General features: G+C 64.7%; 18 protein-coding genes. 14 read left to right on the plus strand and 4 right to left on the minus strand.

What is annotated here, in order from left to right:
* Nucleotides 1-8 precede the first annotated feature (8 nt).
* Entirely contained in the window at nucleotides 9-1,706 is a 1,698-nt protein-coding gene (locus JQ573_RS08225) for an ATP-binding protein (protein ID WP_249131265.1), read from the minus strand.
* A gap of 157 nt (nucleotides 1,707-1,863) precedes the next feature.
* Nucleotides 1,864-2,790: a LysR family transcriptional regulator gene (locus tag JQ573_RS08230; RefSeq protein ID WP_212310929.1), complete on the minus strand. Its 927-nt coding sequence runs from the start codon at nucleotides 2,788-2,790 to the stop codon at nucleotides 1,864-1,866.
* A 167-nt stretch (nucleotides 2,791-2,957) separates the two neighbouring features.
* Here JQ573_RS08230 and JQ573_RS08235 point away from each other — a divergent pair, with 167 nt between their 5' ends.
* From JQ573_RS08235 to JQ573_RS08290, 12 genes are all read left to right on the plus strand, one after another.
* Nucleotides 2,958-3,977 (plus strand): class 1 fructose-bisphosphatase, encoded by a 1,020-nt coding sequence (locus JQ573_RS08235; RefSeq protein ID WP_212311648.1) that lies wholly within the window; start codon nucleotides 2,958-2,960, stop codon nucleotides 3,975-3,977.
* A gap of 10 nt (nucleotides 3,978-3,987) precedes the next feature.
* A complete protein-coding gene (locus tag JQ573_RS08240; protein WP_212310928.1) occupies nucleotides 3,988-4,863 on the plus strand; it encodes a phosphoribulokinase in 876 nt (291 codons plus the stop codon).
* Nucleotides 4,860-6,881 carry a transketolase gene (gene tkt / locus JQ573_RS08245; protein ID WP_212310927.1) on the plus strand — a complete coding sequence of 674 codons (2,022 nt, stop codon included), beginning with the start codon at nucleotides 4,860-4,862 and terminating at the stop codon, nucleotides 6,879-6,881. Before JQ573_RS08240 ends, tkt begins: the two co-directional genes overlap by 4 nt.
* 15 nt (nucleotides 6,882-6,896) lie before the next feature.
* A complete protein-coding gene (fba, locus tag JQ573_RS08250) occupies nucleotides 6,897-7,979 on the plus strand; it encodes a class II fructose-bisphosphate aldolase (RefSeq protein WP_212310926.1) in 1,083 nt (360 codons plus the stop codon).
* Nucleotides 7,980-8,012: 33 nt separating this feature from the next.
* Nucleotides 8,013-9,476: a form I ribulose bisphosphate carboxylase large subunit gene (locus tag JQ573_RS08255; RefSeq protein ID WP_212310925.1), complete on the plus strand. Its 1,464-nt coding sequence runs from the start codon at nucleotides 8,013-8,015 to the stop codon at nucleotides 9,474-9,476.
* Between the two features lie 12 nt (nucleotides 9,477-9,488).
* On the plus strand, nucleotides 9,489-9,914 hold the full coding sequence (locus JQ573_RS08260; protein ID WP_212310924.1) for a ribulose bisphosphate carboxylase small subunit: 426 nt from the start codon (nucleotides 9,489-9,491) through the stop codon (nucleotides 9,912-9,914).
* A 111-nt stretch (nucleotides 9,915-10,025) separates the two neighbouring features.
* On the plus strand, nucleotides 10,026-10,955 hold the full coding sequence (gene cbbX, locus JQ573_RS08265) for a CbbX protein (protein ID WP_212310923.1): 930 nt from the start codon (nucleotides 10,026-10,028) through the stop codon (nucleotides 10,953-10,955).
* Nucleotides 10,952-11,668 (plus strand): HAD family hydrolase, encoded by a 717-nt coding sequence (locus tag JQ573_RS08270; RefSeq protein WP_212310922.1) that lies wholly within the window; start codon nucleotides 10,952-10,954, stop codon nucleotides 11,666-11,668. The genes cbbX and JQ573_RS08270 overlap by 4 nt, the downstream gene beginning before the upstream one ends.
* 618 nt (nucleotides 11,669-12,286) lie before the next feature.
* Nucleotides 12,287-13,354 (plus strand): multiple monosaccharide ABC transporter substrate-binding protein, encoded by a 1,068-nt coding sequence (chvE, locus tag JQ573_RS08275; RefSeq protein WP_212310921.1) that lies wholly within the window; start codon nucleotides 12,287-12,289, stop codon nucleotides 13,352-13,354.
* A 57-nt stretch (nucleotides 13,355-13,411) separates the two neighbouring features.
* Nucleotides 13,412-14,992 (plus strand): multiple monosaccharide ABC transporter ATP-binding protein, encoded by a 1,581-nt coding sequence (mmsA, locus tag JQ573_RS08280; protein ID WP_212310920.1) that lies wholly within the window; start codon nucleotides 13,412-13,414, stop codon nucleotides 14,990-14,992.
* Nucleotides 14,989-16,179, plus strand: coding sequence for a multiple monosaccharide ABC transporter permease (gene mmsB, locus JQ573_RS08285; RefSeq protein WP_212310919.1), 1,191 nt, complete (start codon nucleotides 14,989-14,991; stop codon nucleotides 16,177-16,179). Before mmsA ends, mmsB begins: the two co-directional genes overlap by 4 nt.
* Before the next feature lie 57 nt (nucleotides 16,180-16,236).
* Nucleotides 16,237-17,079 carry an inositol monophosphatase gene (locus JQ573_RS08290; RefSeq protein WP_312011379.1) on the plus strand — a complete coding sequence of 281 codons (843 nt, stop codon included), beginning with the start codon at nucleotides 16,237-16,239 and terminating at the stop codon, nucleotides 17,077-17,079.
* Between the two features lie 282 nt (nucleotides 17,080-17,361).
* Here the strand turns inward: JQ573_RS08290 and JQ573_RS08295 are convergent, their stop codons facing one another.
* Nucleotides 17,362-18,588, minus strand: coding sequence for an ABC transporter substrate-binding protein (locus JQ573_RS08295; RefSeq protein WP_212310918.1), 1,227 nt, complete (start codon nucleotides 18,586-18,588; stop codon nucleotides 17,362-17,364).
* A 183-nt stretch (nucleotides 18,589-18,771) separates the two neighbouring features.
* Between JQ573_RS08295 and JQ573_RS08300 the strand changes: the two genes are divergently transcribed.
* Both JQ573_RS08300 and JQ573_RS08305 read left to right on the plus strand, forming a co-directional pair.
* Entirely contained in the window at nucleotides 18,772-20,403 is a 1,632-nt protein-coding gene (locus JQ573_RS08300; protein WP_212310917.1) for an NAD(P)/FAD-dependent oxidoreductase, read from the plus strand.
* A gap of 160 nt (nucleotides 20,404-20,563) precedes the next feature.
* Entirely contained in the window at nucleotides 20,564-20,974 is a 411-nt protein-coding gene (locus JQ573_RS08305) for a cupin domain-containing protein (protein WP_212310916.1), read from the plus strand.
* 10 nt (nucleotides 20,975-20,984) lie between these two features.
* Here the strand turns inward: JQ573_RS08305 and JQ573_RS08310 are convergent, their stop codons facing one another.
* Nucleotides 20,985-22,031 carry a LacI family DNA-binding transcriptional regulator gene (locus JQ573_RS08310; protein WP_212310915.1) on the minus strand — a complete coding sequence of 349 codons (1,047 nt, stop codon included), beginning with the start codon at nucleotides 22,029-22,031 and terminating at the stop codon, nucleotides 20,985-20,987.
* Nucleotides 22,032-22,149 lie beyond the last annotated feature (118 nt).

Here is a 22,149-nt window from a genome sequence, read left to right on the forward strand (position 1 = left end):
AAGCCGCGTTACTTGGCCGCCACCGCTGATGCGGGAGGCTGGGTCAGCACCTGCCGGATCATCCGGGCGAGATCGGCCTTGCGATAGGGCTTGGGCAATAGCGTCACGTCCGGGTCGAGACGACCGTGATGGATGATCGCGTCCTCGGTATAGCCCGAGGTGAACAGCACGCGCACCGAGGGCAGCTTGGCGATCACAGCGTCGGCCACCTGCCGGCCGTTCATGCCGCCTGACATGATGACGTCGGTGAACAGCACGTCGCAGACAAAGCCGTTCTCGACCGCAGCCAATGCCTCGGGGCCGTTGGCGGTGACCATCGTGTGGTAGCCGAGCTGCTCAAGCTGGGCGGCGACGTAATTGCGGACCAGCGGATCGTCCTCGACGACCAGGATGGATTCGTGGCCGCCGCGCGTGTCGGCCGGTGCGGGCGGCTCGACGTCGACCATGTCGCCCATGCTGCGCGGCAGATAGAGCTTGATCGAGGTGCCGTGGCCTTCTTCGGAATAAATCTTGAGATGCCCGTCAGACTGCTTGATGAAGCCGTACACCATGCTGAGCCCGAGGCCGGTGCCCTTACCGGTGTCCTTGGTGGTGAAGAATGGTTCGAACACCTTGTCGCGGATTGCCGCGGGAATGCCGCCGCCGGTGTCGCTGACCGCGACCATTACATATTCGCCGGCCCGCACATCGGGGTTGGCCGCGGCATAAACCTCGTCGAGGATGACGTTGCTGGTCTCCAGCATCAGCTTGCCACCATCGGGCATCGCATCGCGGGCATTGACGGCGAGATTGAGCAGCGCGGTCGCCATGTGGTTGGGGTCGATGAAGGCCGGCCAGGCGTCAGGCTCGAGCGCGGTATCGATTTCGAACTGCTCGCCGAGCGACGGGCGCAGCAGCCGCGCGGTGTCCTGCACCAGCGTGTTGAGGTTGGCTTCACGCGGCTGCAGCGGCTGCTGCCGCGAGAAGGCCAGCAGATGCTTGGTCACCTCGGCTCCGCGAAAGGCGGCGTCGCTGATCATTTTTGTCACCGACGACAGCGCGGCATCGTGCTCGACGGCTTCGGCGAGGATGTCGATCAGGCCGGTGATGACGGTCAGGATGTTGTTGAAGTCGTGGGCGATGCCGCCGGTGAGATGCCCGACGGCCTCCATCTTCTGCACCTGACGCAGCTTCTGCTCGGCTTCGAGTTGCTCCCGCGCGGCCTCGACCTCGCGGGCACGCATGAAGATTTCAGCTTCCATCTGCTCGGTGCGCTCGCGCAGCCGGTCGGTCAGCTTGTCCTGCTCGGCGCCGCGCTGCTTCAGCTGAATGAAGCCGGTGACGTCTTCCACCCGATGGATGATGTAGCTGAACTGTCCGCTCGGCCCGAACACCGGCGTATTGCGCGGGCTCCAGTAGCGTTCCTCGAATCCGCCACCCTCTGACTCGGGCTTGCGGATATCGTATTTCTGCACCGACATGGTGTCGGGGCGGCGGAACTGGACCACGCGTTCCAGCGAGGCGCGCAGGTTGCGCACCCCGTCGGCGGCCGGATCGTCCGGATTATCGGGAAAGACGTCGAACAGCCCGCGCCCAAGGATCGCGGCGCGCTCGGTTTTGGTGGCGCGCAGATAGGCGTCGCTTACTGCCACGATGCTGAAGTCAGGCTGCGTCAGCACCAGATAAAGGCCGGGCGCCGCCTCGAATAACGCCTTGAAGTCAGGCATCGGCGGGGACTGGTTTTGCAGTTCATCCTCCCTCGCAGGGATACGGTCCCCCAGTGACCGCAATCAAGATGTGGCACGCGTTCGCGGGAACTTCAATGCTTAACATACGGCGTTAACTCGATTTTTTCGATCGAACGGGTGTCACGGCAGCGCGCGGTTAGCGCGAATTCGGGAGATAGCGCCAACCCTCCTTGCCCAGGAAGTCCAGCATGGCCTGCGCGGGCGGCAGCAGGATCTTGTCGGTACGCCTGATGGCGTGCCACTGCCGGACGATCGGCAGGCCCTTCACCTTGAGCACCACCAGCCGGCCATCCTCCAGCTCATGAAACACGGTGTGCTGGGAAATGAAGGCGATGCCGAGCCCGGCCATGACAGCCTGCTTGATGGTCTCGTTGCTGTCCATCGCCATGCCGAGCTTCGGCTCCAGTCCGACCCGCTCGAAGTACTGCTGCATCAGCATCCGCGTGCCCGATCCCTGCTCGCGGGTGATGAAGGTTTCATTGGCGAGCTCCGATGTCGCAACGTGCCGCCGCCGCGCCAGCCGATGATCGGGTGCGGCGATGATGAAGTGCGGATGCCGGCCGAGTGGCTTCATCTCGACTTCGACATCGGCCGGCGGCCGGCCCATCACCGCGATGTCGAGATCGTAGCCGCGCAGCGCGTCGCGGATTTCTTCGCGGTTGCCGATCCTGAGCGTGACCTCGATCTTGGGAAAGCGGCGCGAGAACGCCGCGATCGCGAACGGCACGAAGTATTTCGCGGTCGAGACCGCGCCCATCGCGACGCGGCCGCCACTGCGGCCGGCGATCATGTCGAGCGACTGCTCGCAGTCCTTCAGCGCCGCCTCGATCCGCTCGATGAGCGCCAGCACATGCGCGCCGGCATCGGTCAGCGCCATGCCGTCGCCGGTGCGCTGGATCAGCGGCAATCCCGCGAGCGCCTGCAGGTTACGGAGCTGCAGCGTCACCGCCGGCTGCGTCAGGTTGAGCTGGTTGGCCGCCGACGTGATCGAGCGGGCCGCGTGCACCGCAGACAGCGCGCGCAGCTGGCGGATGGTGAGGTCGCGCGCGAAGTTACCGGCCATCACAAGCTCCATAAGAAATACTTTGCCCAGACCTAAGATAATGAAATTTCCCTAATTCGGCAATTCGCGCGTTGATAGCGCGAAGGCGACTCCCCAGCGGTCGTCTCTCGACACCTCGGGACAGAGGGCGCGATCAAAGGGAGAGGCCGGTGGAGATTCGTCCTGCATTGCATGCCCATCTGGAGTGGCCGACGCAGCACAACCCGTTGCGCGTCGCGACCGTTGCGGTGATTGAAGCCCTTGCCGGCGCCGCGATCGAGCTCTCGCGCATCATCGCCGCCGGCCCGCTCGCCGGCATCGGCGGCGAGAGCGGCGGGATCAATCCCGACGGCGATCGCCAGAAGCCTATCGACATCGTCGCCGACGGCCTGATGCGCGACGCGTTGCGCACCGCGCCGGTCGCCGCGGTTCTCTCGGAGGAGGTCGAACTGCCGGAGACGCTCGATCCCGACGCGCCGCTCTGCGTCGCGATCGATCCGCTCGATGGATCGGCCAATCTCGAAAACAACATCTCGATCGGCACGATCTTCTCGATCCGGCCGAAGGGAAACGACATTCTCTCGACCTTCTTCGAGCCCGGCACGGCGCAATGTGCCGCAGGCTGCTTCATCTACGGTCCGCAGACCGTGCTGGTGCTGGCGCTCGACCAGTGCGTCGACTGCTTCACGCTGGATCCGCGAGCCGGCGAGTTCGTCCTGACGGCGCGCGACCTCCGGGTGCCGCAGAACGCGACGGAATTCGCCATCAACGCCTCGAACCGGCGGCACTGGAGCGGCCCGGTGCGGAACTACATAGACGAGTGCCTTGCCGGCGTGAACGGCGAGCGCGGGCAGGATTTCAACATGCGCTGGATCGGCTCGCTGGTGGCCGAAGCCTACCGCATCCTGATGCGCGGCGGCGTGTTCCTGTATCCGGCGGATGCGCGCCAGGGCTACCGCGAAGGCCGGCTGCGCCTGCTCTACGAGGCGCATCCCATCGCGCTGATCATGGAGTGGGCGGGCGGCGCCGCGTCCAGTGGCCGGTCGCGCATTCTCGAACTCTCGGCACGCACGCCGCATCAGCGCGTGCCGCTGATCATGGGATCGGCGCGCGCCGTGCGCGACGTCGATGCGATCCACCTGACCGTCGAGCCGTTGTTCGAGAGCAGCGATGCCCCGCTGTTCGCGCGGCGCGGCCTGTTCCGCTGAGGGGGAGCGCATGTCTCGTCGACATCCCATCATCTCGATCACCGGTTCGTCCGGTGCCGGCACCACCTCGGTGAAGAAGACGTTCGAGAACATCTTCCGCCGCGAGAATGTGGTTGCGGCCTATATCGAGGGCGACGCGTTCCACCGCTACGACCGCGCCGTGATGCGCAGCCATATGCTGGAGAAGGCCGAGCGCGGCGACAAGCATTTCAGCCATTTCAGCCCCGAGACCAATTTGTTCGAGGAGCTGGAGAAGCTGTTCAGCGACTATGCCGAGACCGGCACCGGAACGACGCGGCACTATGTGCACGACGAAGAGGAATCGCGGCTCTACGGCGCCAAGCCCGGCACCTTCACCGCGTGGGAAGCGCTGCCAGAGAATTCCGACCTGCTGTTCTACGAGGGCCTGCATGGCGCCGTGGTGACCGACAAGGTGAATGTCGCGCAACACGCCGACCTCAAGATCGGTGTCGTGCCTGTGATCAACCTCGAATGGATCCAGAAGCTGCATCGCGACCGCAGCCATCGCGGCTATTCCACCGAGGCGGTGACCGACACCATCCTGCGCCGCATGCCGGACTATGTGAATTACATCTGCCCGCAATTCAGCGAGACCGACATCAACTTCCAGCGCGTGCCGACGGTCGATACGTCGAACCCGTTCATCGCGCGCTGGATCCCGACGCCGGATGAATCGATGGTCGTGATCCGGTTGAAGAACCCGCGTGGCATCGATTTCCCCTATCTGCTCTCGATGATCCCGAACAGCTTCATGTCGCGCGCCAATTCGATCGTGATTCATGGCGCCAAGCTCGATCTCGCGATGCAGCTCATCCTGACCCCGCTGATCCTGCAATTGATCGAACGAAAGAGGCGAACGATATGACTGCACTTGCGTCCGTTGCCAGCCGGCCCGAAATCAGCCATGACGAGATGGCCAACGCGATCCGTTTCCTTGCCATCGACGCGGTGGAGCAGGCGAAGTCTGGCCATCCCGGCATGCCGATGGGCATGGCCGATGTCGCGACCGTGCTGTTCACGGACTTCCTGAAGTTCGACCCGGCCGATCCGGCCTGGCCCGACCGCGACCGCTTCGTGCTGTCGGCCGGGCACGGCTCGATGCTGCTCTACGCGCTGCTCTATCTGACCGGCTACGAGAGCATGACGCTCGATCAGCTCAAGGCGTTCAGGCAGTGGGGATCGCAGACCCCGGGACATCCCGAGTATGGTCATACGCCCGGTGTCGAGACCACGACCGGGCCGCTCGGGCAGGGGATCGCGACCGCGGTCGGCATGGCGCTCGCCGAGCGCTTGATGAATGCCCGCTTCGGCGACGACCTCGTCGATCACTACACCTACGTAATCGCTGGCGATGGTTGCCTGATGGAAGGCCTCAGCCATGAGGCGATTTCGCTCGCCGGCCATCTGCGGCTGAACCGGCTGATCGTGCTGTTCGACGACAACCAGATCTCCATCGACGGCGCCACCTCGCTGTCCTGCTCGGACGACCAGACGGCGCGATTTGCGGCCAGCGGCTGGAACGTGTGCCGCATCGATGGCCACGATCCGCAGGCAATCTCTGCGGCGATCAGGCAGGCACGCGCGAGCGATCGTCCGTCGCTGATCGCCTGCCGCACGGTGATCGGATTCGGTGCGCCGAACCGGCAGGGCTGCGAGAAGGTACACGGCGCACCGCTCGGCGGCGATGAGGCGGCGAAGACCCGCAGCGCGCTGCGCTGGCCGTATCCGGCCTTCGAAATCCCCGACGCCGTGCTGGCCGAGTGGCGCGAGCTCGGTGGCCGCGGCCGCGACGCACGGCGGGCCTGGATCGAGCGCTCGCGCAGCGCCTGCACGGGCAACAAGGGCGAGCGATCTCCGTTCCACGACGCGCTGAACCGGAAACTGCCCTGCACCTATGCCGAGGCGATGGCGAAGCTCGTTGAGCGGTTTGCGACCGAGCAGCCAAAACTCGCCACGCGGCAGGCCTCGCAGCAGGTCATCGACGTGATCGCCGAAGCATTGCCAAATCTCCTGGGCGGATCGGCCGACCTCACGCACTCCAATCTCACGCTGGCCAAGTCGCAGGTCTCGGTGCGGCCGGAAACGCTCGACGGCAGCTATATCCACTACGGCATCCGCGAGCACGGCATGGCGGCGGCGATGAACGGCATCGCGCTGCACGGCGGGTTCATTCCCTATGGCGGCACCTTCCTCAGCTTCGCCGACTACAGCCGGCCGGCGATCCGCCTCGCGGCATTGATGGGCATCCGCGTCATTCATGTGATGACCCACGATTCGATCGGGCTCGGCGAAGACGGGCCGACGCATCAGCCGGTCGAGCATCTGGCGGCGCTGCGGGCGATCCCGAACCTGCTGGTGTTCCGTCCGGCCGATGCGGTCGAGACCGCGGAAGCCTGGGACTGTGCGCTGAAGGCAGAGACCTCGCCGTCGATCCTCTGCCTGTCGCGGCAGGCGCTGCCGACGGTTCGCGACGGCAGCAAGGACAACCAGGTCGCGCTCGGCGCCTATGTTCTCGTCGAGCCGGCCTTCGGGCGTGACGTCACCCTGATTGCAACGGGTTCGGAGGTGTCGATCGCGCTCGAAGCCGCAAAGCTGCTGGCGGAAGCAGGGGTGAAGGCCGCGGTCGTCTCGGCCCCGTGCTTCGACCTGTTCCGCCAGCAGCCGCGCGACTATCGCGCCGAGGTGCTGGGCAACGCGCCGCGTGTCGGTGTCGAAGCCGCAGTCGAGGGCGACTGGGCCCGCTGGCTCGGCGACGACGGCGTATTCGTCGGCATGACCGGCTTCGGCGCCTCGGCGCCGGCCGACGTGCTGTACCGCGAATTCGGCATCACGCCGGCGGCCGTCGCCGCGGCGGCAACACAGCTCATGCAACGAGCGAATTGAAAGGAGGACGCCATCATGGCGCGGATAACCCTGAGGCAATTGCTCGACCATGCCGCCGAACGCGGCTACGGCGTGCCGGCCTTCAACATCAACAACATGGAGCAGGGCCTCGCCATCATGGAGGCGGCGGCGGCCTGCGATGCGCCTGTGATCATCCAGGCTTCGCGCGGCGCGCGGTCCTATGCCAACGACATCATGCTGGCGAAGATGATCGATGCGCTCGAAGAGATGTATCCGCAGATTCCGCTCTGCCTGCATCTCGATCACGGCAACGAGGAGGCGACCTGCGCGACCGCGATCCGCTACGGCTTCACCTCGGTGATGATGGACGGCTCGCTCAAAGCCGACGCCAAGACCGCGGCCGACTATGACTACAATGTCGATATCACCCGCCGGGTGGTCGACATGGCGCATTGGGTCGGCGCGTCGGTGGAAGGCGAGCTCGGCGTGCTCGGTTCGCTCGAACACGGTGGCGGCGAGCAGGAGGACGGTCACGGCGTCGAAGGCAAGGTCAGCCACGATCAGCTGCTCACCGACCCGGACCAGGCGGTCGATTTCGTCCGCGCCACCAAGGTCGATGCGCTCGCGATAGCGATGGGCACCTCGCACGGCGCCTACAAGTTCACGCGGCGGCCCGACGGCGAGATCCTGGCGATGCGCGTGGTCGAGGAGATCCATACGCGCCTGCCCAACACGCATCTGGTGATGCACGGCTCGTCCTCGGTGCCGCAGGCGCTGCAGGACATGTTCAACCAGTTCGGCGGCGAGATGCCGCAGACCTGGGGCGTGCCGGTCGAGGAGATCGTCCGCGGCATCAAGCACGGCGTGCGCAAGGTCAACATCGACACCGATTGCCGCCTGGCGATGGCCGCCGCCTTCCGCAAGGTCGCCGTGCAGTCGAAGAGCGAGTTCGATCCGCGCAAATTCCTGAAGCCGGCGATGGATGCGCTGCGCGAACTCTGCCGTGACCGCTTCGAGCAGTTCGGCACGGCCGGCAATGCCGCCAGGATCAAGGTGGTTGCACTGCCGGAAATGGCCCGTCGCTATCGCGCCGGCGCGCTCGATCCGCAGATTGGAAAGATCACCCAGGCCGCCTGAGCAGACGGCGACGAACGACGACAGGAGATTGAGATGAACATACAGCCATCGATTACCGTGCGTGGCAAGGATCGCTACAAGTCCGGCGTGATGGAATACAAGCGGATGGGCTATTGGGAGCCGAACTACGAGCCCAAGGACACCGACGTCATCGCCCTGTTCCGCGTTACGCCGCAGGACGGCGTCGATCCGACCGAAGCCTGCGCGGCGGTGGCTGGCGAATCCTCGACCGCGACCTGGACCGTGGTGTGGACCGATCGGCTGACCGCCGCGGAGAAGTACCGGGCGAAGTGCTATCGGGTCGATCCGGTGCCGAACTCGCCGGGCAGCTACTTCGCCTATATCGCCTACGACCTCGACCTGTTCGAGCCGGGCTCGATCTCGAACCTGACCGCCTCGATCATTGGCAACGTGTTCGGCTTCAAGCCGCTGAAGGCGTTGCGGCTCGAGGACATGCGGCTTCCGATCGCCTATGTGAAGACGTTCCAGGGCCCGGCAACCGGCATCGTGGTGGAGCGCGAGCGGCTCGACAAGTTCGGCCGTCCGTTGCTCGGCGCCACCGTGAAGCCGAAGCTTGGCCTGTCCGGCCGCAACTATGGCCGCGTCGTCTATGAAGCCTTGAAAGGCGGGCTTGACTTCACCAAGGACGACGAGAACATCAACTCGCAGCCGTTCATGCACTGGCGCGAGCGCTTCCTGTACTGCATGGAGGCGGTCAACCGCGCGCAAGCCGCGACCGGCGAGATCAAGGGCACCTATCTCAACGTCACCGCGGCGACCATGGAGGACATGTACGAGCGCGCCGAGTTCGCCCACGAGCTCGGTTCCAACATCGTCATGATAGACCTTGTGATCGGCTACACCGCGATCCAGTCGATGGCGAAGTGGGCGCGCAGGAACAACATGATCCTGCATCTGCATCGCGCAGGCCATTCGACCTACACGCGGCAGCGCAGCCATGGCGTCTCGTTCCGCGTGATCGCGAAATGGATGCGGCTGGCCGGTGTCGACCACATCCATGCCGGCACGGTGGTCGGCAAGCTCGAGGGCGATCCCAACACCACGCGCGGCTACTACGATATCTGCCGCGAGGACTTCAACCCGATGCAGCTCGAGCACGGCGTGTTCTTCGACCAGAACTGGGCAAGCCTCAACAAGCTGATGCCGGTGGCTTCCGGCGGCATTCATGCCGGCCAGATGCACCAGCTGCTCGACCTGCTCGGCGAGGACGTCGTGCTGCAGTTCGGTGGCGGCACGATCGGCCACCCCCGCGGCATCCAGGCCGGCGCCACTGCCAACCGCGTCGCGCTGGAAGCCATGATCCTCGCCCGCAACGAGGGCCGCGACTACGTCCACGAAGGACCGGAGATCCTGGCCAAGGCGGCGCAGACCTGCACGCCGCTGCGCGAGGCGCTCGACGTCTGGAAGGACGTGACCTTCAACTACGAATCGACCGACGCCCCCGATTTCGTTCCCACGCCGAGCATGGCGGTCTGACAGGAGTTTCTCATGCGCGTGACCCAAGGCTGCTTCTCTTTCCTGCCCGATCTCACCGATGAGCAGATCGCCGCGCAGGTGCAATACTGCCTCGACAAGGGCTGGGCGGTGAACATCGAGTTCACCGACGATCCGCATCCCCGCAACACCTATTGGGACATGTGGGGCCTGCCGATGTTCGACCTGCGCGATGCGGCGGGCATCATGAAGGAGCTCGCCGATTGCCGGCGGGTGTATGGCGACCGATACATCCGGATCTCCGGCTTCGATTCCGGCCACGGTTGGGAGTCGGTTCGCATCTCCTTCATCGTCAACCGGCCGCGGGAGGAGCCGGGCTTCCGGCTCGACCGCCAGGAGGCTGCCGGACGAAACCTGCATTATGCGACGCATTCCTATGCGACGACGCGCCCCGAGGGCGAACGCTACACCGATCGTTGACCGCGTCCGGCTTGCAAGCCAGGCGGGTTGCTCCCTCGACCGTCCTGGTCCGGATGCACTTCTCCGTCGTCGCCGCCGCGGCGACGGAGCCTTTTTCGAAGCGAGAGGATGATGACCCAAACGCAAGAACAAATCCGCGAGACGCCGCCCGAGACCATCGACCTCCGGCACGAGTTTGCCGACCTCGGCATCGGTAACGTGCTCGACCAGCTCGATTCCGAATTGATCGGCCTCAAGCCAGTGAAGACCCGCATCCGGGAGATCGCCTCGCTGCTGCTGGTCGAACGCATCAGGCAGAAGATGGCGCTGGCGACGACGTTCCCGACCCTGCACATGTCGTTCACCGGCAATCCCGGCACCGGCAAGACGACGGTCGCGCTGCGGATGGCCGGTATCCTGCACAAGCTCGGCTTCGTGCGCCGCGGCCACGTCATCAGCGTCACGCGCGACGATCTCGTCGGGCAATATATCGGTCACACCGCGCCGAAGACGAAAGAAATATTGAAGAAGGCGATGGGCGGTGTGCTGTTCATCGACGAGGCCTATTACCTGTACCGCCCCGAGAACGAGCGCGACTATGGCCAGGAGGCGATCGAGATCCTGCTGCAGATCATGGAACAGCAGCGCGAGGATCTGGTGGTGATCCTGGCCGGCTATGGCGACCGCATGGAGAAGTTCTTCCAGAGCAATCCGGGGTTCCGCTCCCGCATCGCGCATCACATCGACTTCCCGGACTATTCCGACGGGGAGCTGCTCTGGATCGCCGAGTTGATGTTGCAACGGCAGAATTATCGTTTCTCTCCGGAAGCACGCGAGGCCTTCACCCGGTACATCGGCATCCGCAAGGAACAGCCGCTGTTCTCCAATGCGCGCTCGATCCGCAACGCGCTCGACCGCATCCGGCTGCGCCAGGCCAACCGGATCGTGGCGAAGCTCGACCGCACGCTCACGGCCGACGATGTGATGTCGATCGAGGCCGGCGACGTGCTTGCGAGCCGCGTGTTCGCGAAAGGGACCGGTGCTGTGGGCGAGGCACGATGAACCAGGCGCTCGCCGGCATCAGGAACGCCGGGATGCGCCACATCATTGCGGGCGCCCGCGCGTTGATCTTCGATGTCGACGGCACGCTCGCCGAGACCGAGGAGGTGCACCGCCGCGCCTTCAATGAGGCGTTCGCCGAAGCCGGCCTCGATTGGTTCTGGGACCAGGTCACCTACGCGCGGCTGCTTCGGGTCGCCGGAGGCAAGGAGCGCATCCGCGCCTTCGACCAGCGCAACGCGGTTCCGTCGCTGACATTCTCTGATATCGCCGACTTGCATGGAATCAAGACCAAGCGCTACGCCGCGCTGATTGCAGCGGGTGACTGCCCGTTGCGGCCGGGCGTGAGGGCCTGGCTCGCCGGCGCGCGCAGCCGCGGCCAGCGCCTCGCGCTCGCCACGACGACCTCGCATGGCAATATCGATGCGCTGCTGTCGGTCGCGCTGGGGCTGGACTGGGCCGATCTGTTCGAGGCTGTTGTCGCCGGCGACGACGTGCCCCGGAAGAAGCCGGCTCCGGACGTCTACGTCGAGGTGCTGGCGCGACTCGGGCTCGGACCGGCGGATTGCATTGCCGTCGAGGATTCCGGCAACGGCCTCATCGCCGCGTCGCGGGCGGGCATCCCCGTGGTCATCACCCGCAGCACCTATTTCAGCGACGACGATTTCGCCGGAGCGTTGCTTGTTGTTGACGATCTGTCTGACATCGACGCTTGAAGGCTGCTGCCGCCGGCCGGCCGTCAGCTCTGATTAATTTATTCTGGAAGTTAAATAAATGATGCTTGCCTCCGTTGCATTGTAGGGGCACAATCTCACCAAAGGTTGTCGGAAGCATCGCCGCACCTAGCGGATGGCGAGGCTTGCTCAATTATTTCGGGAGATAACGCCTCGTGACCCTCCGTGCCTCCGATCAATTTATTTGGATATCTAAATAAATGGCCAGTCGGTGCGCTCATTCATATAGTAGGGGTGGTATCTACCAAAGGTTGCTCGAGACGGTGACGTACCACCAGAAAGTCCGGCGGGTGGTAGCGTTTGCCAACAGTTCCGGGAGACCGGCGCCTCATGATCCTCCACGTCATTCCGACACCTCGTTCATCCCACGACATGACTCGCGGGTGAGCTTGGTATTGCAGGATCGACATGGCTGACTGTGTGGAGTGAGCATTGGCGCTGTTGACGGGTTCAACCGACATTCCGCAATTTCGGTTCGTGACGGCCCCGGCGCCGATCCGACATCGCCGTGGATCTGCGGCCGGCCCACGAATGATAGCCGTCGATTGACGCGGTCCACGGCAACGGTACCCTCAACTCAAAAAACCAAGGGAGCGAAGCATGTTCAAACTGAAGGTCTCGTTGATCGCACTGGCGTTGGCAGGTCTTACTGCGACCGCACCGGGCGCACGCGCCCAGAGCAAGCCGACCATCGGCATCGCGATGCCGACCAAATCCTCGGCGCGCTGGATCGACGACGGCAACAACATGGTCAAGGTGCTGAAGGAACGCGGCTACGGCACCGATCTGCAATATGCCGACGACGACATCCCGAACCAGCTCTCCCAGGTCGAGAACATGGTGACCAAGGGCGCCAAGGTCCTGGTCATCGCGGCGATCGACGGCACCACGCTGTCCGATGCGCTGAAGCAGGCCAAGGCCCAGGGCATCACGGTGATCGCCTATGACCGCCTGATCCGGGACACGCCGAACGTCGACTATTACGCGACCTTCGACAATTTCCAGGTCGGCGTGCTGCAGGCAGGGTCGATCGTGAATGCGCTCGGGCTGAAGGACGGCAAGGGGCCCTTCAACATCGAGCTGTTCGGCGGCTCGCCCGACGACAACAACGCCTATTTCTTCTACGACGGCGCGATGTCGGTGCTGAAGCCGTATATCGACAGCGGCAAGCTTGTGGTCGCGAGCGGCCAGACGGGCATGGGTAAGGTCGCGACCTTGCGCTGGGACGGCGCGACGGCGCAGGCGCGGATGGACAATCTGCTCAGCGCCTTCTACGGCAAGAAGCGCGTCGATGCGGTGCTGTCGCCCTATGACGGCCTGTCGATCGGCATCATCTCCTCCCTGAAGGGCGTCGGCTACGGCAGCAAGGACCAGCCGATGCCGTTCGTCAGCGGCCAGGATGCCGAGGTGCCCTCGATCAAGGCGATGCTGCGCGGCGAGCAATACTCGACCATCTTCAAGGACACCCGCGATCTTGCCAAGGTCACGGCCGACATGGTCGATGCCGTGCTGAGCAAGAAGGAGGTCGCCGTCAACGACACCAAGACCTACAACAACGGCGTCAAGGTGGTTCCGTCCTATCTGCTGAAGCCGGTCGTGGTGGATAAGACCAATTGGGAGAAAGTCCTGATTGACAGCGGTTACTACAAGCGCTCGCAATTCGACTAGGGCGGGCGAGCGTAGCTGATAGCGCCGAGGACGAGTGACGTTGCGGGACGTGATCCGATGACGGCGATGCTTGAGATGCGCAACGTCAGCAAGAGCTTTGCCGGCGTGCAGGCATTGCGCGACGTCAGCTTCACGGTAGAGGCCGGCCAGATCCATGCGCTGGTCGGCGAGAACGGTGCGGGCAAGTCGACCCTGATGAAGGTGCTGAGCGGGGTCTATCCCGCCGGCAGCTACGAAGGGTCGATCCTGTTCGATGGCGAGGAGCGCCGGTTCCGCGACATCAACGACTCCGAGGCGCTGGGGATCATCATCATCCACCAGGAGCTGGCGCTGATCCCGCTGATGTCGATCGCCGAGAATATCTTTCTGTCGCGCGCGCCGTCGCGGTTCGGAGTGGTAGACCGCAATGCGGTGTACCGGCGGACGGCCGAGCTGCTGGCGCAGGTCGGCCTGCGCGAATCGCCGGACACTCTCGTCACCGATCTCGGCGTCGGCAAGCAGCAGCTGGTCGAGATCGCCAAGGCGCTGTCGAAGCAGGTGCGCCTCCTGATCCTGGACGAGCCGACCGCGAGCCTCAACGAGGCCGACAGCGCCGCGCTGCTGGACCGGCTGCTGGTATTCCGCGAGCAGGGAATCGCCTCGATCCTGATCTCGCACAAGCTGAACGAAGTCGCGCGGGTCGCCGACCGGATCACGGTGTTGCGCGACGGCCGCACCGTCGACAGCATCGATTGCCGGACCGAGCAGGTCGACGAGGACCGCATCATCCGCAGCATGGTCAACCGCGATCTCGCGCATCGCTTCCCGGAGCGAAACGTTGCGATCGGTGATCCCGTGATGACGGTGGAGAACTGGTCGGTGTATCACCCGTTGCATACCGCCCGGCAGGTGATCAAGAACGTCGATTTCAGGGTGCGCCGCGGCGAGGTGGTCGGCATCGCCGGCCTGATGGGCGCCGGCCGCACCGAGTTCGCCATGAGCCTGTTCGGCAGGGCCTGGGGCTACAATATCTCCGGCAGGATCAGCCTTGACGGACGCGAGGCCAACCTTGCCAGCGTGCCGGCTGCGATCCATGCCGGCCTCGCCTATGTCACCGAGGACCGCAAGCAGCTCGGGTTGATCCTCGCCGACGATGTCCGCAAGAACGTGACGCTGGCGAGCCTTCGCCAGGTGTCGGATCGCGGCGTGATCGACGATGTCGTCGAGCTGAAGGCCGCGAGCGACTACCGCAGCCGGATGCGGATCCGCTGTTCCGACGTCTATCAGGAGGCCGGACAGCTCTCGGGCGGCAACCAGCAGAAGGTGGTGCTGTCGAAATGGCTGATGACCGATCCGCAGGTGCTGCTGCTGGACGAGCCGACCCGCGGCATCGACGTCGGGGCAAAATACGAGATCTATTGTATCATCAACGAGCTCGCGGAGGCCGGCAAGGGCGTCGTGGTGATCTCGTCGGAAATGCCGGAATTGCTCGGCATCTGCGACCGGATCTGCGTGATGAATGACGGCGCCTTCGTCGGCGAGTTCGCGAAGGACGACGCGACGCAGGAGAAGATCATGCGCGCCATCATGCGCAATGTCAGGCTGTCCGGGAACGGCGCCCACGACAGCGGGGAACGGGCGGGAGACGGAGCACAATGACCGACAAGACGGTGTCACTTCCCGAGACCCCCAAGCATTCCGGCTTCATCAAGAACAATCTGCGCAACTACGGCATGCTGCTGTCGCTGCTTGCGATCATGCTGTTCTTCGAGATCGTGACCGACGGCACGCTGTTGCAGCCGGTCAATCTCACCAATCTCGTGCTGCAGAACAGCTACATCGTGATCATGGCGCTCGGCATGCTGCTGGTGATCGTCACCGGGCATATCGACCTTTCGGTCGGCTCGGTTGCGGGATTCGTCGGCGCGGTCGCGGCGGTGCTGATGGTGAGCTACCATGTCGACTACCCGACTGCCTTCATCGTCTGTCTCTTGATCGGTGCCGCGATCGGCGCTGCGCAGGGCTACTGGGTCGCCTATTTCAAGATTCCGTCCTTCATCGTGACGCTGGCGGGCATGCTGGTGTTCAAGGGGCTTGCGCTCGCGGTGCTGCAGGGCCGGTCGGTCGGGCCGTTTCCGCCGACCTTCCAGAAGCTGTCGTCGGGCTTCATCCCCGAGCTGTTTCCGAGCGCCGGCACGCTCTATCCGACCTCGCTCCTGATCGGCGTCGTGCTGGCGTTCGCGCTGGTGCTCGCGAGCGCCAAGAGCAGGGCGCGCGAGCAGTCGCACGGCATCGAGGTCGAGCCCTACGCGTTCTTCGTCGCCAAGAGCATCGCGCTGGCGGGCGCGGTGCTCTACTTCACCTATCTGATCGCCTCGCATCGCGGCCTGCCCAACGTGCTCGTCATCATGACGGTGCTGATCGCGCTGTACGGCTTCGTCACGCGGCGGACCGTGATCGGCCGGCAGATCTATGCGGTTGGTGGCAACGCCAAGGCCGCGAAGCTGTCGGGCGTCAAGACCGAGCGGCTGACCTTCTTCACCTTCGTCAACATGGGCGTGCTGGCGGCGCTCGCCGGGCTGGTGTTTGCTGCGCGGCTCAACACCGCGACGCCGAAGGCCGGCCTCGGCTTCGAGCTCGACGTGATCGCCGCCTGCTTCATCGGTGGCGCCTCGGCCTATGGCGGCGTCGGCCGGGTCGGCGGCGCGGTGGTCGGCGCCATGATCATGGGTGTGATGAACAACGGCATGTCGATCCTCGGCATCGGCATCGATTATCAGCAAGTGATCAAGGGCCTCGTCCTGCTGGGCGCCGTCTGCATCGATGTCTACAACCAGCGCCGGTGATTGCCGCGCAGTCATGATCCTGCGATAGGATGGCGGCGCAACGCAGGAGAATGCCGCGTGAAACTGTCCCATGCCGATGCGCTGAACATCGGAAGCATTCTCGCCGAGGTCGGCCGCACCGAGATCATGCCGCGGTTCCGCCGCGTCCGGGAGATCGAGGTCCGTACCAAGACGTCGGCATTCGACGTGGTCACCGAGGCCGATGAAATTGCCGAGCAGGCGATCTCGGCGGCGCTGCTCCGGGCGTTTCCGAATGCGGTCGTGATCGGCGAGGAGGGCACGGCACGCGATCCGGCCGCGCTCGATCAGGTCGGAACCGCGGAGCTCGCGTTCATCATCGATCCGATCGACGGCACGAGGAATTTTACCTCGAGTCTGCCGCTGTTCGGCTCCATGGTGGCGGCCACGATGCGCGGCGAAATCGTGTTCGGCGCGATCCATGACCCGGTCAGCAACGACACTGCATTCGCGCTGCGCGGCGAGGGGGCGTGGCTCGAAATGCCGGACGGCAGGCGGCATGATTTGAGGGTGGCCCCGGCGGTGCCGGTCAAGCAGATGGACGCGGTGGTCGGTGTCAACTTCCTGCCGGAGCCGTTGCGCGCAACTGTCGCCGGCAATCTGTCCAGGCTTGGCGTCAGCGCCTGGCTCAGATGCGCCGCGCATGAGTATCGCATGGCGGCGTCGGGCCATTGCCATCTCTTGTTCTACAACAAGCTGATGCCGTGGGATCATGCCGCCGGCTGGCTGTTGCATCGCGAGGCCGGCGGCTACAGCGCACATTTCGACGGATCGCCCTACAAGCCGGTCAATCTGACCGGCGGCTTGCTCTGCGCGCCCGACGAAGCGAGCTGGCATGCGGCACAGCAGGCGATCCTGACGCCGCCGGGTAGGGTGGGGTGATGTGCGTTCGGAATAGAGTTTCGAGCTCAACTGTCAAGCAACACGCTCGGTGTCGTCCCTGCGTAAGCAGGGACCCATACTCCGCGGCGGGTGTTGTGATTGGGACTCGTAGTTCCGGCGTCGCGCAATAACGACCGTTTGTGGTTATGGGTCCCTGCTTTCGCAGGGACGACGTCGAACATGCTGCACGCCCGTGAGTCAAACACCCGCGTCGTCGCGACGCGAATTGCCTCAGCTTTGCGTCTCGTCCCACCCTCTCATTGAACAGAGCGCGCAGGCGCACTATTCGCTGCCGACCTCGCCGGTGATGATGTTGCCGAACAGCTTCCAGCTCTCGCCCTCGAACCGCATCAGCTGCGACTGTTCGATCGGACGGAAGTCGTTCGCGCTGGTGTTGATCCTGATCCCGGGCAGGATCATCTTCGGCGCAAAGTTCTTTAGGCTGGCGGCCTGCTTCATCACGTTCTCGCGCGTGAGATCGTCGCCGCATTGCTTGAGCACTTGCGCCAGCGTTTGCGCGGCGGCGTAGCCATAGACGTGATTGCCGTTGGTCTTGTCGCCGTCGGGCATGTACTTGTCCATGAACGCCCGCCATTCCTTGGTCTCGGCATCGTCGTTCCAGATCGTGTCGGTCGGATCCTTGAGGTAGGCGACCGAGATGATGCCCTGCGAATGCTCGATGCCGGCGGCGCGCATCACCGAGGCGACCGAGGTCGCGGTGGAGGTCAGGAAGAAGGTCGGCTTCCAGCCGAGCTCGGCGACTTTCTTGATCGTCTGCGCCGCGCCCTTCGGCGCCGCCCAGGTGAACAGGATATCGGCGCCGGAGGCGCGCAGCGCCACGATCTGCGAATCCAGCGTCGGATCGGTCAGCTCGTAGGACTTGTCGGCGACGATCATGCTGCTCGCCTTGTCGCCGAGGCCGTCGCGCAGCCCCTTGAGCGCATCCTTGCCGGCATCGTCGTTCTGCCAGAGCACCGCGATCTTTCCGTTCGGGAATTTGTCGAGGATGTATCTGGCGTAGATCCGTCCTTCGCTCTGGTAGTTCGGCTGCCAGCCCATCGTCCAGGGAAAGCCTTGGGGATCGCCGAAGCGCGTCGCGCCCGATGCGATGAAGAGGTGAGGGACCTTCTTGCCGTTCAGATATTTCTGGATCGCGACATTGGGCGCGGTGCCGAGCGGCTGGAACACCAGCAGCACCTCGTCGCCCTCGACCAGCTTGTGCGCCTGCTCGACCGATTTCGGCGGCGAAAAGCCGTCGTCGTAGCTGACGAAGTTGACCTTGCGTCCGTTGATGCCGCCCTGGTCGTTGATCATCCTGAAATAGGCCGCCTCGGTCCGGCCGATCGCGCCGTAGGCCGAAGCAGGACCGCTATAGGGCATGATGTTGCCGATCTTGATCTCGGTATCCGAGACCCCCGGGCCGTAGTTCTTCTGCGCGAGCGCGGGCGACAGCGCGCCGATCGTTACCGCGGCCGCCAGGCACGCACGAAGACAGAATCCGTCCAACATCCCTCAGTCACTCCCTGATTGTCCGCTGATCGCCGTGTGGCGCGCGCGCGGTTCCCTCGGTCGACGGCCGGTGCGTTGACGCCAGGCGACAATTATCGTATGCGCTTCCAGTCTGGAAACGTTTCCAGACTAGCGCGCGTTCCCACCGATGGCAATATTCTTGCGGCCGGAGAGATGTGACAAATGAGCAGACTGGAGCAGACGAGCCCGGACCATGGCGCGAGGCCGCCGCTGGTCGCCGAGTGCGATGCGGTCGTGGTCGGTGCCGGCTTCGGCGGGCTCTATGCGATCTATCGGTTGCGCGAGCTCGGGCTGAAGGTGATCGGGATCGAGGCGGCGTCCGACGTCGGCGGCACCTGGTACTGGAATCGCTATCCGGGCGCGCGCTGCGACATTCCGAGCCTGTTCTATTCCTACACCTGGTCGGAGGAGCTGCGGCAGGAATGGCGCTGGAGCGAGAAATACGCCGCCCAGCCGGAGATCCTGCGCTACGCGCAGCGCGTCGCCGAGCGCTTTGATCTGCGCTCCCTGATCCGCTTCGACACTCGCGTGACGAGCGCCGACTGGGACGAAGAAGGCGAGAGCTGGACGTTGCGCACCGATCGCGGCGATTGCATCGTCGCATCGACTTGTGTGATGGCGACCGGCAATCTCTCGGTACCCAACAAGCCGAAGCTCGCGGGCCTCGCGCGTTTTCGTGGGCCGGTCTATCACACCGGGCAGTGGCCGCATCAGGAGATCGACTTTTCCGGCTTGCGCGTTGCCGTGATCGGCACCGGCTCGTCGGGTGTGCAGACGATCCCGATGGTCGCAAAGGCGGCGAGCCGCCTGACCGTATTCCAGCGCACGCCGAACTACTCGGTGCCTGCACGCAATGCGCCGCTGTCCGAAGCCGACATTGCTGCCGCCGAGCCCGTGATCGCGAAATATCGCGAGAGCCTCGAGACGCCGGAGTTCGGGCGGGTTCCTGCGAATGCCTTCGACGCGCCGGTGCCCGAGCGGGACGCGCAGTGGGCGCGCTATGAACAGCTTTGGGAGCAGGGCGGCGGCGGCATTCTGACCGCATTCCCGAACATCCTGACCGATGCGGCCGTCAACGACGTCGCCTGCGATTTCGTGCGCGACAAGATCCGCGGCATCGTGCACGACGGGGCGACGGCGGAGGCGCTGTCACCGAAGGATTATCCGCTCGGCGTCAAGCGTATCTGCATCGATACCGGGTATTTCGCGACCTACAATCTGCCGCATGTCGAGCTGGTCGATTTGCGCACGGAGCCGCTGACGACGGTCACCGAAGCGGGCGTCGAGACCGCGACGCGGTCGTTCGCGCTCGATGCGCTGGTGCTGGCGACCGGCTATGACGCGATGACCGGGGCGCTCGCCGCGATGCAGATCCGCGGGCGCGATGGCGCGACGTTGAAGGAAGCATGGGCCGATGGCCCCAGCGCCTATCTCGGCCTGATGGTGTCGGGCTTTCCGAACCTGTTCGTCGTGACCGGGCCAGGTAGCCCCTCTGTCATCGGCAATGTGATCCATGCCTGCGAGAATCATGTCGAGTGGATCGCGGCCTGCCTCGACAGTATGCGTACCAAGGGATTGACGCGGATCGAGCCCGAGCCCGACGCGGAGCGCGCCTGGATGGCGCATGTCGCCGACGCCGCCAGCCGCACGCTCTATCCGAAGGCCAATTCCTGGTACCAGGGCGCCAACATCGCAGGCAAGCCGCGGGTGTTCATGCCCTATGTCGGCCAGGGCTACCGCCACCGCATCGCGCAGATCGCGCAGCGCGGTTATGAAGGGTTTGTGCTCCGCTGAGAGCGGCGCTATGAGCGCCGTCTATCTCCGTCATTGCGAACGCAGCGAAGCAATCCATCGCGCGGCATATGCGGGACGATGGATTGCTTCGTCGCTATCGCTCTTCGCAATGACGAAGTTATGGAATCGTTTCCAGATTGGAAAGATGAGAGGATCACAGATGGACATCAAGCGTGCAGGATCGATCGCAAGCCGGCGCGGCAACGCCGATTGGTTCAGCGGCACCGTATGGGCTGATGCGATCGTCAATGCACCCGCACCCGCGCGTGTGCAGGCCGCGCGCGTCACCTTCGAGCCGGGTGCGCGTACGGCGTGGCACACCCATCCGCTCGGCCAGACGCTCTACGTCACGGCCGGCGCCGGATATGTGCAGAGCTGGGACGGCCCGATCCGCGTGATCCGGCCGGGTGACGTGGTATGGATTCCGCCGGGCGAGAAGCATTGGCACGGCGCGGCGCCAACCACGGGCATGAGCCATATCGCGATCCACGAAGCGCTCGACGGCGACTACGCGACCTGGATGGAGCACGTCTCCGACGCGCAATACGCAGCGGCGCCGCTGGCCGATTGATGGCGCGGCGCTACTTCCGCCCCCGCGCGGGCGCTGCCGGTGCGGCGCAGGAATGGCGCAGGATGAGGCGCGTCGGCAGGAACACCGGGGCGCTGCTGCCGGCCTTGTCGCTGTCGCGGATTCGTTCCAGCAACAGCCGCGCGGCGGTGCGGCCGACCTCGTTCATGTCCCAGCTCAGGGCCGAGATCGCGGGCGTCGCATGGCGGGCGAGGTCGGTGTCGCCGCTGCACACGATCGATACGTCCTGCGGATAGCGCAGGCCGTTGCTGGTGATCGCCTCCAGCACTTCGGCAAGCATGCTGGTGCCGAGCGAGATGATCGCGGTCGGCGGCTTTGTCATTTGCAGCAGCTGGCACACCGAGCTGAAGGCGGTGTTGGCGCCCTGCATGTGCGGGCGGATCAGGGTCGGGTCGACCTCGATCTTGGCCTCCTGATGCGCCTGCCGGTAGCCCGCAAGCCGCTCCGAACTCGGCAGCACCGCAGCGCTTCCGGTCAGCAACGCGATCCGGCGATGGCCGAGGCCGATCAGATAGCGCGTTGCCTCCAGCGCGCCGCCGCGGTGATCGACGCGAACCATCACACTATCAGGTACCTCGCGGTCGACGGTGACGCAGGGCAGGTCGAGCGTCGCCAGCCCCTTCATGAAATCCTTGTGGGAATTGTCGCCGGCGAACAGCAGCAACCCATCCATCTGGCGCCGCCGCACCGCCGACAGGAACGCCGCCTCGCGCGCCTCCTCATGCTTGGTCGCCGCCAGCATCAAGAGGAAGCCGGCGCGCTGGAATTCCTCCTCCGCCGCGCTCACCATGCCGGTGTAGTGCGGATTGGAGAAATCGGCGACCATGCAGCCGATCGTGTTGGAGGCCCGCGAGCGCAGCGCCTGCGCGGCCTGGTCGGGCTCGAACCCGAGGCGCTTCACCGCGCGCATGATGCGGGCATGCAGCTCGGCGCTGGTGTAGATGCCGCCATTGAGGGTGCGGCTGACGCTTGAGACGGAGACGCCGGCCTCGGCCGCGACGTCACGAATCGTCGGTCGTGTCCGTCGCGTCCTGGTCATCGGTGATCGGGCCCTGTCGGTTCGGCATTGCCGCCGTCAGGCGCGCAGGGTGCGGCGTGCAGCAGACGGCATCGCCGAACCTAATCAGGCTCCGCCGCGAATCTCAAATGATTCTTGT

The organism is Bradyrhizobium sp. AUGA SZCCT0105 (assembly GCF_018129565.1).
Lineage (GTDB): Bacteria > Pseudomonadota > Alphaproteobacteria > Rhizobiales > Xanthobacteraceae > Bradyrhizobium.

Excerpts from the sequence above, each read along its gene's own strand:
- JQ573_RS08225 (WP_249131265.1), bottom strand. The coding sequence starts at position 1,706 with ATGCCTGACTTCAAGGCGTTATTCGAGGCGGCGCCCGGCCTTTATCTG.
- JQ573_RS08230 (WP_212310929.1), bottom strand. The coding sequence starts at position 2,790 with ATGGCCGGTAACTTCGCGCGCGACCTCACCATCCGCCAGCTGCGCGCG.
- JQ573_RS08240 (WP_212310928.1), top strand. The coding sequence starts at position 3,988 with ATGTCTCGTCGACATCCCATCATCTCGATCACCGGTTCGTCCGGTGCC.
- tkt (WP_212310927.1), top strand. The coding sequence starts at position 4,860 with ATGACTGCACTTGCGTCCGTTGCCAGCCGGCCCGAAATCAGCCATGAC.
- fba (WP_212310926.1), top strand. The coding sequence starts at position 6,897 with ATGGCGCGGATAACCCTGAGGCAATTGCTCGACCATGCCGCCGAACGC.
- JQ573_RS08255 (WP_212310925.1), top strand. The coding sequence starts at position 8,013 with ATGAACATACAGCCATCGATTACCGTGCGTGGCAAGGATCGCTACAAG.
- JQ573_RS08260 (WP_212310924.1), top strand. The coding sequence starts at position 9,489 with ATGCGCGTGACCCAAGGCTGCTTCTCTTTCCTGCCCGATCTCACCGAT.
- cbbX (WP_212310923.1), top strand. The coding sequence starts at position 10,026 with ATGACCCAAACGCAAGAACAAATCCGCGAGACGCCGCCCGAGACCATC.
- JQ573_RS08270 (WP_212310922.1), top strand. The coding sequence starts at position 10,952 with ATGAACCAGGCGCTCGCCGGCATCAGGAACGCCGGGATGCGCCACATC.
- chvE (WP_212310921.1), top strand. The coding sequence starts at position 12,287 with ATGTTCAAACTGAAGGTCTCGTTGATCGCACTGGCGTTGGCAGGTCTT.
- mmsA (WP_212310920.1), top strand. The coding sequence starts at position 13,412 with ATGACGGCGATGCTTGAGATGCGCAACGTCAGCAAGAGCTTTGCCGGC.
- mmsB (WP_212310919.1), top strand. The coding sequence starts at position 14,989 with ATGACCGACAAGACGGTGTCACTTCCCGAGACCCCCAAGCATTCCGGC.
- JQ573_RS08295 (WP_212310918.1), bottom strand. The coding sequence starts at position 18,588 with ATGTTGGACGGATTCTGTCTTCGTGCGTGCCTGGCGGCCGCGGTAACG.
- JQ573_RS08300 (WP_212310917.1), top strand. The coding sequence starts at position 18,772 with ATGAGCAGACTGGAGCAGACGAGCCCGGACCATGGCGCGAGGCCGCCG.
- JQ573_RS08305 (WP_212310916.1), top strand. The coding sequence starts at position 20,564 with ATGGACATCAAGCGTGCAGGATCGATCGCAAGCCGGCGCGGCAACGCC.
- JQ573_RS08310 (WP_212310915.1), bottom strand. The coding sequence starts at position 22,031 with ATGACCAGGACGCGACGGACACGACCGACGATTCGTGACGTCGCGGCC.